The following is a 13039-nucleotide window of genomic DNA, read 5'->3' on the forward strand; positions in this document are numbered from 1 at the left end:
GTCGGCAGATCACGCCATGGACTGCCCGTCCGGACAATCCATAGCACTGCCTCCAAAAATAGACGGTTGTTCCTCCCGCTTCGTCCCGGGTCGGTCGGCTTACCCAGACAATGCGGTTCCATCTTTGCCCACTGGGCGTCGGTCAGTACGAAGCGTTCCATCCAAAGTGTGAATCACATCTCCCCAAAAATGTGAATCCTAAATCCCCACAACCCCTAGGCGACGCCTGCGTCAGCCGGCGGGCGCACGATCCGGTAGGCGGCGAAATAGGCGGAGTCGGTGATCAGCATCGTCGTGGCGATCACGACGCCGCTGATCAGCGCCACCACCGCCTGTTCGAGGCCGCCGTCCGGCGACAGCGACCGCACCGCCGAACCGATCGCCAGGATCGGCAGCAAAGCGCCGAAGATGACGCCGAAAATGTGGAACCAGCGTGGCCGGATCGCCTTGAGCGATTGCGGCAATGTCAGCATATCCTCGCTCATCATTGCGACATACCAGGGAAAGAGCGGCACCGAGACGAACAGCCAGAGCAATTGCGCGCCGCCAACGAAGAACATGCGTCCTCCGCCCGCCAGATCGGCGAAAATATGCCCGGCCGTAGTGAACAATATTTCGTCGATCAGCTGGATCGTCATCATGAGGAGGACGCCCCACAGGACGCGCCACTCCAGCCGCCACACCCGATCACCATCGCCATCGAATCGCCACCACCGCACCGCGGCGACGAGTACTGTGAGCATCGTGAGCGTACTCAGGAGCGTGAAGCCGAGCGCAGCGTCGCGCGATGTCCATCCACGAACGATCGCCGCATGACGCGCCGCCTCGACAGCGATCGGGAGCGCGACGACCAGCGGCATCGCGCGGGCGAATGCGCCCGCGCGACAATATACCGCAATGATGTTATCCCCAATGCTCATCGGGGCGGGAGCCTAGAGGCCCGGAAGCGGCCGGGCAATCGGTACGCCCACAGTGCCTCGAGAGTCGCCTCGACCTCTCAATCGGTGGTTCACCAGATCCTTGTCGACTTCGGCGCCCTACCCGCTTCAATAACGGCGCGCGGCGCGGCGCAGATTTTCGCCGCCGACGATCCAACCATCCGCCCGCGCTGATGTTCATCGGCAAGCCGGCCGCGAGATCGTGATCAAAAGGCTCGAGCAGCGGATCGGACAGTTCCGCGACAGCCCTTTATAGGCGGTCATTTCAATAGCCCGGGAAAATCTTCCGGATCAGTTGCCCCCGCCACGGGCGGCCATGATAGTTGAAGAAGAACCAGCCGTAGAAGGTGGTGAAGAACAGTACCAGCGGGGCCAGCCAGTCACGGTTCGCGCGCATATGCCGATATAGCGCAAGGTCGGCGTTGCGCCGGTCACGCTCGCTACCGCCGCCATATATGCCATAGGCGTTGTCATGGGCGCGGCAGCCAGCATTTCGATTATGCTTGGAGCCGTCCATGAAGATGCAGTAGCGACGCTGTTTGTCAGCCATGGGGCGAGTAAGCAGCGGCGATGCCGGCGTTCAAGCGCAAAATCTTCTATCTGAGCGGTTTCGACCCGAGAGGCGCGCGTTTCTACCATCAGCTCTTCGCCGAGCAGGCGGAGGCGTATAACCGCACATCGGGCAGCGCGGTGAGCGTCGGCAAGCGCCGCCGCCTTCCCCCGCATTCGACCGGCTGGACGATCGAAGACAGGACCACTGGGGTCGAGACCGACTATGCCTTTCTCGGCTGGGACGACGTGGTCCGCACGCATTGGGCGAAAAATCCGCTCGCGCTGCTGAAGCGCTCGCTGATCGCTTACTGGAATTTCACCCGGCTGCTCGACTGGCCGATCGTCAAGAGTTTCCCATTCGGAGTCAGGTTCGCATTCTATTATCCTGGAATATCTACAATATTACTCCCGATCCTGTTCGGGATCATCCTGGCCCTGCCGTTCGGGGCCCTGCTGGGTTGGCGCTGGGGATTGATCGCGGCGGCGGTGATCGGCGTGGCGGTCGCGATGTTCGTGGTGAAGAAAATACAGGGCTTCTGGCTGCTGCGCTTCATCATCTTCAACGACACGCTGGCGGGAAGCCGCCTGCCCGCTGATGTCGACGAACGCATGGCCGAGTTCGCCGACCAGATCCGCGCCAGCTTTGACGAGCAGTGGGACGAAATATTGTTCGTCACCCACAGCAATGGATCGATCATGGCCGTGCCGATCATGGCGCGGCTGCTCGAAGCCTGTAACGGGGCGCTGCCCGACCGGTTCAGCCTCGTTACCTTGGGATCGTGCATAGCGTTGATCGGCAACCGCAAGGACAGCAAGCGCTTCCATGCGCTGCTGGAGACCGTGGGACAGGGCGATTTCCGCTGGCTGGACATCGGATCGATCACCGACGGCGCGTGCATCGCCGGCATCGATCCCTGTATCAGCTGCGCCCAGCCGCGCCGCGCCCGGCTGTTCCAGACCAGCCCACGCTGGTTCAAATATTGCGATCCGGCGACCTATGAGGCGCGCCGGCGCAACAAGTACGAGACCCATTTCGATTATCTGCGGACCTTCGACCGCATCTCGCCGCTCGATTATATCGCGATCAGCGCGGGGCCACGCCCACTCGATGCGTCGGTCGCCGCATTCAGGGCCGAAAATGATGCCTGACGGCCAAGATACACAGCTTTTCACCCCGCCTTACCCGGTGCCGCACAAGAGCAAGGCTTCGCTCTTCAAGCGCTTTTTGACGGGCTGGAACAGCTGGATCCATACGCTGTTCGACAAGAGCTACACGATGCAGATGGGCGAAATCCGCCTGCCCAAGCTCGATTTCTTCATCGCCAACGACCTTGCGGTGGTCGATCGGGTGATGGACGACCGCGAGAAGATCTTTCCCAAGCATGAGTTTCTCAACGAGCTGCTCGATCCCCTGATCGGCAACAGCGTCTTTTCGGCCAACGGCAAGGATTGGGAGGACCAGCGCGAGATGGTCAACCCGGCCTTTGCCCACACCAATCTCAAGCGCGTCTTTCCGGCAATGCAGGCGGCTGTGGACGACCTCCTCGCCCATATCGCGACCCTGGACCGATCCCGGCCGATCGAGGTCGACCCGCTGATGACCCATGTCGCAGCCGACATCATTTACCGCACCATATTCTCGGTGAAGCTCGACCAGGCCAGCGCCGACCATATCTACCATTCGTTCCACCGCTATCAGAAGAACATCCAGCCGGGGGCGATGCTCAAGCTCTACGGCCTGCCGCTGCTCGGCTACCGCAAGCGTGCAAAGCGGGCAGCGGCTGATATCCACGGCGTATTCGGGCCGATCGTGCGGGCACGATACGACGCCTGGCATGGCGGCGGCGGCGCGGCGCAGGAGGATATTCTCCAGTCGCTGCTCGAAGCCCGCCACCCCGAGACCGGTGAGACCTTCAGCTATGACAAGATCATGGAGCAGGTCTCGACGATCTTCCTCGCGGGGCACGAGACCGCCGCTTCGGCTATGACCTGGTCGCTCTACCTGCTGTCGGAATGCCCGCATCTTCAGGATGCGCTGGTCCGCGAGATCGACGGCGAGACTGGTGGCGCGCCGATCGCCTTCGAGCATCTCCGGGGCATGAACGGCGTGCGCAACCTGTTCCGCGAGACGCTGCGCCTATATCCGCCGGTCAGCTTCCTCGTCCGCGAAGTGACCGCGCCGATCACACTGCGCGACAAGCTTCTCCAGAAGGGGGCGATGATCGTGATCTCCCCCTGGCTGATCCAGCGCAACCGCAACAACTGGAAATGCCCGCACGCCTTTGCGCCCGAGCGTTTCGACGATCCCGAAGAGGCCGAGGCCTGCCGCCGGGCCTATATGCCGTTCGGCAAGGGACCGCGGATCTGCATCGGCGCGGGCTTTGCTCAGCAGGAGGGGATGCTGATCCTGGCGAGCATCGTGCGGGGCTTCCGGCTGCGCTATCCCGAGATCGCCCGACCTGAGCCGGTGAGCCGGCTGACGCTGCGGCCGAAGAAGGCGGTGCGACTATGGTTCGAAACTAGGGCGTAAGCAGCAGATCGCCCTTTTCGAGCACGAGGATCGAATTGGGTGACCAGCCCCGCCAGTTGATCCGGGGAATATTAAGCCCGATCAGCGTCGCCTCGTCGAAATCACGCGTCAGGTCATAAGCATCCGGCAGCTTGAACAGCATGCCCAGCGTGCGCTGGATATCGTTTCCACCAAAAGTACGGACATGATCGTCCTGCCCGAAACGCGCGGTCGCATCCTCGGGGGTGATTGGCCCAAGATCCTCGGCATAATGACCGTCGCGGATGATCGGTACGCAACAGACCTGCTTGCCGTGCGGCTTCAACGATCTATGAAGATGGTAGAGTATCGCTGTGATATTACAGGGTATATGCTCCATAACATGCGAATGAATGATCAGGTCATAATAGCCTGAGGGCAGCCTCGCCGCATCCTCGACCAGATCGATCTTCCGGATGTCAGGGACATAATCGTAGAGTTCGGGATCGTAATCGACCGGCTCATATCCCTCGCCATAAAGGGCGCTCAGCCGCTCGGCAAAGGCCCGCTCCGGAGCGAGATGAAGCACGCGCAGGCCCGGACGCAACAGGCCATGCGTCTCGAGCATAAGCCAGATCAGCCGCGCCCGCTCGTTGGAATCGCAGCCGGCGCACTGGACATGACCGCGCTTCTGCCGCGCAACGAAGCTGGTCGATCCGCAGATATTGCAGCGAAGCCAGCTTTCCGCCTGCCCCAGCCGTTCAAGCGTCGGAATGAGATCGTTGAAATGATCGATCAGCGCGGTCGCGTCGAGCTGCTCGACCGGGCGATCGGAGAAGCCGAAACTCACCGCGATGGTAGGGATATTGGCGTTGCGGCCGGTGTCCGTATCGGTGATCGAATCGCCGACGTAAGCTGCCCTGCCTCCGCCGCAGCGCGCGATCGCCTCGAACAGGGGGGCGGGATCGGGCTTGCGCACCGGCAGGGTGTCGCCGCCGATCAGAGCGTCAAAGCGATCGGCCCAGCCGAGTTCTTCGATACAGCGCCGCGCCAGTCCCTCGGCCTTGTTGGTGCAGACCGCGAGCTTAACGCCGCGCGCGGCAAGCTGATCGAGCGCCGCATTCAGGCCCGGAAAGATCGTCGTACCGTCGGCGATATGCGCAAGATAATAGTCGATGAAGATCGGGAAGCCTTGTTCGACCAGGCCCTCGGTCATCTCCCCGGTCGCGGCCAGCCCCTTCTGAAGCAGCGCGCGGGCGCCATGGCCGACCATGTGGCGGACATCTTCGGCCGGCACCGGCGGCCGTCCCAGTGCTCCCAACGCGTGGTTGAGCGCGGCGGTAAGATCGGGAGCGGTGTCGGCGAGCGTGCCGTCGAGATCGAAGGCGACCACGTCGAAGGGGAAATCGGCTGTCATGGCCGACCCTTCACCCGGCCCATATGGAAAAGGCAAGCGCTTCGTGGCAGATGATGTCGCATGACGAGCCGCTCCTTCGCCGCGCTCATCCTTGCCGCCGGCAAGGGGACGCGCATGAAATCCGACCTCCACAAGGTGCTCCACCCGATCGCCGGGCGGCCGATGCTCGGCCATTTGATCTCGGCGATCGACGAACTCGGCGCCGCACGCAAGCTGGTCGTGACCGGCGCAGGGCGCGAGCAGGTCGAGGCGTTCGTCGCGCCGTTCGGCGTCGATGTCGCGACACAGGATCCGCAACTGGGCACCGCCCATGCCGTCCAGCAGGGCGAGGCCGCGCTCAAGGATTTCGACGGCGATATCCTGATCCTCTACGGGGACGTACCACTGGTTCCTACCGCCACGATGCGCCGCATGCTCGACCGGTTGAACGGCGACAATGCCCCCGTCGCGGTGGTGCTGGGCTTCCGCCCTGCCGATCCGCTCGCCTATGGCCGCATTCTCGCACGCGGCGACGGCACGATCGACGATATGATCGAATATAAGGATGCGACCACCGAGCAGCGCGCGATCGACTTATGCAATTCGGGTCTGATGGCGGTGCGCGGCGGGGACTTGTGGCGACTGCTCGCACAGGTCGGCAACGACAATGTCGCGGGCGAATATTATCTGCCAGATATCGTGCGCATCGCCCGCACCGGCGGCCAAAGGTCGGTCGTGATCGAAGCCGAAGCGTGGGAAGTGGCCGGCATCAACAGCCGCGCTGAATTGGCAGCCGTCGAAGCCGAATGGCAGCAGCGCCGCCGCCTGGCCGCGATGGCCGATGGCGCCACGCTGATCGCACCGGAAACGGTCTGGTTCTCGCACGACACGGTGATCGGCCGCGACGTGATGATCGAGCCCAATGTCTTCTTCGGCCCGAAGGTGGTGATCGGGGACGGCGTGACGCTCCACGCCTTCAGCCACATAGAGGGCGCGACCGTGCGCAGCGGCGCGGAAATCGGTCCCTATGCGCGGCTGCGGCCCGGCGCGGATATCGGCGAGAGCGCGAAGATCGGCAATTTCGTAGAAGTGAAGAATAGCCGCTTCGGCAAAGGCGCCAAGGCCAACCACCTGTCCTATATCGGCGATGCGGATATCGGCGCGAAGGCGAATATCGGCGCAGGCACGATCACCTGCAATTATGACGGCTTCCTGAAGTATCGCACGGTCATCGGCGAAGGCGCGTTCATCGGATCGAACAGCGCGCTGGTAGCCCCAGTCACGATCGGCGACGGAGCGATCGTCGGTGCAGGCTCGGTCATCACCCGTGATGTCGAGGCCGACGCTATGGCGGTCGCGCGGGGCAAGCAGGAGATGCGCGCCGGCTGGGCCGCCCGTTTCCGCGAGGCGATGAAGATCAAGAAATCTCAGAAAAAATAATCGGGTTAACGGCTTTCGACCCTCTTCGCGAAAGGACGGCGCAATACTTCGCGTTACACTGCGGCCGTCGAGGCGATATCGAGACGCGAAGATGCAATCGGCGCGACCGGCAAGGCCTTCCTCGCCGCGGCGCTGAACTTTCGCCGCGGCTTTATAGGAAGGCTGCGCGCGCACATCCGGAGGAGAATGTGCTGCTCCATCCGCCGGCGCTTCGGAAGGGCTTATCCGGCTGCGCGCGGCGGCGTGACGGGGCGGATTGCCAGCCTCCGCTAATAGTGCTTTGAGCAGGCTTGGGTGTGGTCTAGCGGGGCGTTGGTCGATGTGTGGCATTATCGGCATTTTGGGCAAGAAAGACGTCTCGGACCGGCTGCTCGAAGGGCTTCGACGGCTCGAATATCGCGGCTATGATTCGGCGGGTATCTGCACGGTCCACGATGGCGCGCTCGAGCGCCGCCGCGCGGAAGGCAAACTCGACAACCTCGCGAAGAAGCTGGCCACCGAACCGCTGCCTGGCGTGATCGGCATCGCCCACACCCGCTGGGCGACGCATGGCGCACCGACCCAGGACAATGCCCACCCGCACACGACCCGCGAAGTGGCGCTCGTCCACAATGGCATCATCGAGAACTTCAAGCCGCTGCGCGACGAGCTGATCGCCAAGGGCCGCACGTTCCAGAGCCAGACCGACACCGAAGTCGTTGCCCACCTGATCTCCGCCGATGTCGAGGCGGGGATGGATCCGGTCGAAGCGGTGCGGACCAATCTCAAACGCCTCCACGGCGCATTCGCGCTGGCGATTCTGTTCCGTCAGAATCCCGATATGCTGATCGGCGCTCGGCTCGGATCACCGCTGGTCGTCGGCTATGGCGAGAATGGGGAGACTTATCTCGGTTCCGACGCGCTGGCGCTGGCTCCGCTGACCCAGCAGATCGCCTATCTCGAGGAAGGCGACTGGGTCATCATAACTCGCGAGCAGACCCAGATCTACGATCGCGACGACCAGCCGGTCGAACGCGCGGTGGTCAATTCGGGCGTGTCGAACCTCTCGGTCGACAAGGGCAACCACCGCCATTTCATGCTCAAGGAAATCTACGAGCAGCCGATCGTGGTGGCGCAGACGCTGAAATCCTATGTCCGCCGTCTGGAGGATCAGGTGTCGCTGCCGGTTCCGGACTTCGATCTGGCGGCGATTAAGCGCGTCACCATCGTCGCCTGCGGCACCAGCTTCTACGCCGGCATGGTCGCCAAATACTGGTTCGAGCAATTCGCGCGCGTGCCCGTCGATCTCGATGTCGCATCGGAGTTCCGCTATCGCGCACCGGTGATGGAGGATGGCGGCCTCGCCCTGTTCATCAGCCAGTCGGGCGAGACCGCCGATACGCTGGCGGCGCTGCGCCACGCCCGCGAGGAAGGACAGAAGATCGCGGTGGTGGTCAACGTCCCCACCTCGACCATGGCGCGTGAGGCCGATCTGCTGCTGCCTACCCATGCGGGTCCCGAAATCGGTGTCGCATCTACCAAGGCCTTCACCTGCCAGCTCGCGGTGCTCGCCGCGCTCGCCGCCAACCTTGCCCGTGCCAAGGGGCGGCTTTCGCCGAGCGAGGAGAAGGAGATCGTCCGCCATCTGTCGGAGGCCCCCGCCGCGATCAACGGGGCGCTCGCCTATGACGAGGCGATCGAGGCGATGGCCGGCGTGATCGCGGTCGCGCGCGACGTGCTCTATCTTGGCCGTGGCACCGATTATCCAATCGCGCTGGAAGGCGCGCTCAAGCTCAAGGAAATCAGTTATATTCACGCCGAAGGCTATGCCGCCGGCGAGATGAAGCACGGCCCGATCGCCCTGATCGACGAGAATGTGCCGGTGATCGTGATCGCTCCTTCAGGCCCGCTCTTCGACAAGACGGTGTCGAACATGCAGGAAGTGCAGGCGCGTGGCGGCAAGGTGGTGCTAATCTCCGACTATGACGGGATCCAGGCGGCGGGCGAAGGCTGCATGGCAACGATCACCATGCCCAAGGTTCACCCGCTGATCGCGCCGATCGTATATGCGATCCCGGTGCAGCTGCTCGCCTATCATGTCGCGGTGGCCAAAGGCACCGACGTCGATCAGCCGCGCAACCTCGCCAAGTCGGTGACGGTCGAATAGCGGCGTTACAGGAAGTCCGCGACCGAGATCAGCGCGGGATCCAACGCGCCGAGATTGACCGCGCTATCCGCCGTTACACCGCCGTTGCCTGCGTAAAAGAGATATGTGTCCGCGCCGACTTTAATGGCTGCAATCTCACCTACTCCCGCAAAACCATCAAACAGCTGCTGCGCCAGCGACGAGGCCGCCGACAGACTTCCCTGCGCGGCGCCGGTCAGCACCGTAGCCGGGATATAGCCGATCGACAGATGATCCACCCCGTCTTGAAAGTCGGTGACCGTGTCGGGCGTCGCCATGGGTGATCCGGTCCCGCTGAACATGAACAGGTCGACGCCCGCGCCACCCGTCAGCTGATCGACGCCCAGGTCGCCCGAAAGCATGTCGTTGCCGTCGCCGCCACTGAGCATGTCATTGCCCTGCCCGCCGCGCAGCAGATCGTTGCCACCTTCACCATAGACCATATCGTTGCCAAGATTGCCGTTGGCGCTGTCATTTTCAGTTCCGCCATAGATCAGGTCGTCATTCGCGCCACCGTTGATCCGGTCCGATCCGGAGCCACCATCGAGCGTGTCGTTGCCGGCATTGCCCTGGATATAGTCGCTGCCTCCCTCGCCATAGACCATATCAGCCGCATCTGTACCGCCATTGGGCGACTGGCCGAAAAGATGGTCGTTGCCCGCGCCGCCTCGGATGGTGTCGGCCCCCGCCCCGCCCTGGATTTGATTATGCCCAGCGTCGCCAGTGAGAACGTCATTACCCGACCGGTCCGGCGTCTGCGCTTCGGTGAGGCTATAGGCGCGGATATAATCGATCTTATACTCCGACAGCAGCGGCCCGGTGGTGCCCGGCGTCACCGCAAGGTTGACCATCATGTAGAAGGGCTTGTGCATATCGTCGGGCGTGTCGGCGGTCTTCACCTCGGTGCCATCGATATACCAGGTCAGCTTGTCCTCAGTCCACAGCAGGCCATAGGTGTGCATCCCGGTGGTCGCGCCATCGACGAAGGTTTTGGTATAAGATTGGGTGTGCGAGCCGGTTTGCTTGGTGTGCAGCGTCTGCACGGCCTGCTCGGTGCCATAGGCTTCCATGATGTCGATTTCGGGCGGCCAGCTGCCGTCGGTCGGCATCAGCCAGAAGGCGGGCCAGGCCCCCTTGTCATCGGGCAGCTGGAGCCGCGCTTCGAAATAGCCGTAGGTCTGGCCCCAGGTGCCGCGCGTCGTCAGCGCTCCGGACATATAATCATAGCCCCACAGCGCCGCTTCGGCGGACGAGGAGGTATTGGTCGCGGTGATCGTCAGGATGCCGTTATCGAGCGAGAAAGGGTTGAGGCCGAGCTCGGCCGCGCCGGTGCCTTTCAGCTGCGGATCGACATAGACCTGCAGTTCGCCATTGCCGCGCAGCGTGCGGTTGTCGAGGTTGCTCTTGTAGGTGCCGCCGCCGTACCAGGTCTTCCAGACGCCGCTATTGTCGCCGGTCCACAGATTGAGCGTGTTGAACTCGTCCGAAAAGCTCTGCTTTAGATTCGACGTATCGAGCGGCAACTGGAAATTGGACGCGGTGAAGCTCGCTACGGTCGCGCCCTTGATCGTCACCACGTCGCTGCCGGACAAGCGCAGTTCGACATCCGAACCTGACTGGGTCATCGCGCCGACCACCGACTGAAAGCTCTTGAAGTTGCTCAGGCCCGTCAGGCGGATGATGTCGGCATCGTCCGTGTTGCCAGCGGTGAAGTCGTTGATGACGTCGCGCCCCGACCCGGCGCCGAAAATGAAAATGTCGGATCCGTTGCCGCCGGTCAGCGTGTCGTTGCCGCCGCGTCCCTCGAGCTGGTTGGCCTCGCCATTACCGATGATACGGTTGGCGAGGGCGTTGCCCACCCCGGCATAGGCGCCCCATATCTCCAGATTCTCGACATTGTCGGGGAGGACATAGTTGGTTTGCGCGATAACCTTGTCGGTGCCGCCACCGGCCGTCTCAACAATATATTTCGCAACCGTACCAATAGAGTATGTCGACGAGGAAGAATCCCCGACAATTTCACCTGAATAGATCATGATATCCCGCCCGCTATGGTCGAGCCTCTGGGTGAGCTTATCAGGTTAATGAAAAGTAAAAGCGTATCGGAGCCGGAACAATTTTCGTTAGAATTCCGACGATTATGCGACGAACCGATGCAATGTTGACGAGAGGGGGCGAAAGGTCGCGTCCGCCAGCTTAGGCGCGACAACTCCCCCTCTCGATAATCAACTTCAGGCGAACAGGAAATCCGCGCTGGTCAGGTCGTCCGCATCGACATTCTTCAGCAGGATACTGTCGCTACCAAAGGTGAGCAGCGTGTCCGCGCCGACTTGGGCCTTGGCGTCGTAGCCGCTGTGTCCGGTGATCTGGAGGCGATCATCGGTCTTCCCGGCCACGAAATCGGTAATCACGTCATCGCCATCGCCAGCCTTGAAGATGAACAGGTCATTCCCCTTACCGCCTGTCAGCAGGTCGTTGCCGGTGCCACCGATGATCCTGTCATTACCCTCCGCGCCGTAGATCGTATCCTTCCCCGCCTTGCCGTCGAGGGTGTTGGCGCTGCTATTGCCGCGGAGGTTGTTGTTCAGCGCATTGCCGGTGCCGTTGATCACCGCCGCCGAGCGCAGGTTCATATTCTCGACATTGTCAGACAGCGTCGTGCTGACCCAGGCATGGACGAGATCGGTCCCCTCACCGGCGCTTTCTACGACGACATCGCCGGTCTGACGGACATGATATTGATCATTGCCGACGCCCCCGACCATCCGGTCATTGCCGCCCGCGCCATCGATCGTATCGTTGCCCACACCACCCGACAGCGTGTTGTTGGCTGAAGTGCCCAGCATCGAATCATCCCCACTCGTGCCTGTCTTGCTGGTGGTCGCGGGCAACGACGATGAGGAGGAGGGGGGGGAGGAGGATGAGGAGGTATCCTTCAGCCAATCGAGCCGCTTGGCGAAATCCGAGGTCCAGGCAGCACGATCCTCGTAGATGGTTCGTGCGCCCGCGGTATTTGACCAGTTGAAGGCGTTATCGTTGCGATCGGTCCAATATTTGTCACCGATCTTGCGATATTCCCCGCCCCAGCTCTCCGCGGTCGGATCGTTATTATTGGCGGAATCGATCAGGTAGAAGATCGTGTGCGAATCCCCCATCTTCATCCCATCGACGCTGCCGCCCAGGCCGCGCACGTCCTGGGTATTGTCGTAAAACATCGTGCCGAGCGCGCCATGCCCCTTTGCATTGGTCAACGCCCAGCTGTCTGAGATCGGGTTCTTGCTGTCGGGCGTCCCATAGACGCCACGATGCGAAGTCGCCTCGTCGATCCACCACAGGTCGCCCTTTCCGGCGAAATTCGTTTTGATATAGGCGTAGGCATTGGGCTCCTGCACCTTGCCGGCCACCGAGAGCAGCCGGATCGTGTCGGCGATATCAGGCGCATCATGAAGCGCGCGGGCAATATCGCCCATTCCGCCCCAGGCCGTCACATAGAGCGGAACCCCATCGGCATCGGCATCGCGCGCAGCTTTGATGATCGCCGCCGACGCGGCGGTCGGTGCAACAAGGCCGGAGCTTCCAGCAAGTGACTTGGTGCCCTGATAGGTTACCGCGTGAAGCTCATCGGCGGTCTTGAACCCGCTGCTGCGCGTCGCGAGCGCACCTTCGTCCTTTTCATACACGTCGAGGACACGGTGAATTAGTTCAGCGCTGTTCTTTCCAGGCTGCCAATAGGAAGTACTGGAGCCAATTCCCACGATTTCATATTTATCTTGATAAAGAAGAGCATGAATCATCGACTGTACATCATCTTTGTCACCGTCGATCAAATTTACTCCCGAAATCATTTGCATGTCAGTCGTAATAAAAATTCTTGGATTTGCCACACGATTGCTCCTCTTTAGCAATTCGTGAACAAACCAACTTAGGTTAACATAACCTTACTTAGTGCACTTGTGATTATACGAAGGTATGAGACGAGCTATTTTTTGGCCGACTCGTTCCGGAACCACCCAAATTTCCTCGGAATTTGGTTTCCGTAGCGTAATATTTTCGCCTGCCGA

The 13039-nt window shown here is 61.6% G+C and carries 10 protein-coding genes; 4 read left to right on the plus strand and 6 right to left on the minus strand.

The genetic code is table 11. The annotated features are described in order from the left end of the window. The 3 genes from WP12_RS23820 to WP12_RS00715 form a co-directional block, all read right to left on the minus strand. A partial coding sequence (locus tag WP12_RS23820) for a transposase (protein WP_152663831.1) occupies window positions 1-161 on the minus strand: 161 nt, incomplete at its 3' end. A 54-nt stretch (window positions 162-215) separates the two neighbouring features. Then, the gene (locus tag WP12_RS00710) at window positions 216-920 is read right to left on the minus strand and encodes a hypothetical protein (protein ID WP_046191848.1); all 705 of its coding nucleotides are present in this window, start codon (window positions 918-920) and stop codon (window positions 216-218) included. Between the two features lie 283 nt (window positions 921-1203). Next, window positions 1204-1488: a hypothetical protein gene (locus WP12_RS00715; protein ID WP_046191849.1), complete on the minus strand. Its 285-nt coding sequence runs from the start codon at window positions 1486-1488 to the stop codon at window positions 1204-1206. A 20-nt stretch (window positions 1489-1508) separates the two neighbouring features. Here WP12_RS00715 and WP12_RS00720 point away from each other — a divergent pair, with 20 nt between their 5' ends. Next, window positions 1509-2639 carry a hypothetical protein gene (locus WP12_RS00720; protein ID WP_046191850.1) on the plus strand — a complete coding sequence of 377 codons (1131 nt, stop codon included), beginning with the start codon at window positions 1509-1511 and terminating at the stop codon, window positions 2637-2639. Then, window positions 2632-4020 (plus strand): cytochrome P450, encoded by a 1389-nt coding sequence (locus WP12_RS00725; protein ID WP_046191985.1) that lies wholly within the window; start codon window positions 2632-2634, stop codon window positions 4018-4020. The genes WP12_RS00720 and WP12_RS00725 overlap by 8 nt, the downstream gene beginning before the upstream one ends. On the opposite strand, the gene gph is transcribed toward WP12_RS00725, so the two are convergent. Continuing rightward, a complete protein-coding gene (gene gph / locus WP12_RS26295; RefSeq protein WP_160299109.1) occupies window positions 4010-5395 on the minus strand; it encodes a phosphoglycolate phosphatase in 1386 nt (461 codons plus the stop codon). The genes WP12_RS00725 and gph overlap by 11 nt on opposite strands. Window positions 5396-5455: 60 nt before the next feature. Here gph and glmU point away from each other — a divergent pair, with 60 nt between their 5' ends. After that, window positions 5456-6814 carry a bifunctional UDP-N-acetylglucosamine diphosphorylase/glucosamine-1-phosphate N-acetyltransferase GlmU gene (gene glmU / locus WP12_RS00735; RefSeq protein ID WP_046191851.1) on the plus strand — a complete coding sequence of 453 codons (1359 nt, stop codon included), beginning with the start codon at window positions 5456-5458 and terminating at the stop codon, window positions 6812-6814. 319 nt (window positions 6815-7133) lie between these two features. Further along, window positions 7134-8960 carry a glutamine--fructose-6-phosphate transaminase (isomerizing) gene (gene glmS, locus WP12_RS00740; RefSeq protein WP_046191852.1) on the plus strand — a complete coding sequence of 609 codons (1827 nt, stop codon included), beginning with the start codon at window positions 7134-7136 and terminating at the stop codon, window positions 8958-8960. Window positions 8961-8965: 5 nt separating this feature from the next. On the opposite strand, the gene WP12_RS00745 is transcribed toward glmS, so the two are convergent. Together WP12_RS00745 and WP12_RS23275 are read right to left on the minus strand one after the other, a co-directional pair. Next, entirely contained in the window at window positions 8966-11014 is a 2049-nt protein-coding gene (locus WP12_RS00745) for a family 16 glycosylhydrolase (RefSeq protein ID WP_046191853.1), read from the minus strand. 195 nt (window positions 11015-11209) lie between these two features. Then, complete coding sequence (locus WP12_RS23275; protein ID WP_268794718.1) at window positions 11210-12862, minus strand: nucleoside hydrolase-like domain-containing protein; 1653 nt, start codon at window positions 12860-12862, stop codon at window positions 11210-11212. Window positions 12863-13039: the final 177 nt, after the last annotated feature.

It is taken from the genome of Sphingomonas sp. SRS2 (assembly GCF_000971055.1).
Classification (GTDB): Bacteria; Pseudomonadota; Alphaproteobacteria; order Sphingomonadales; family Sphingomonadaceae; genus Rhizorhabdus.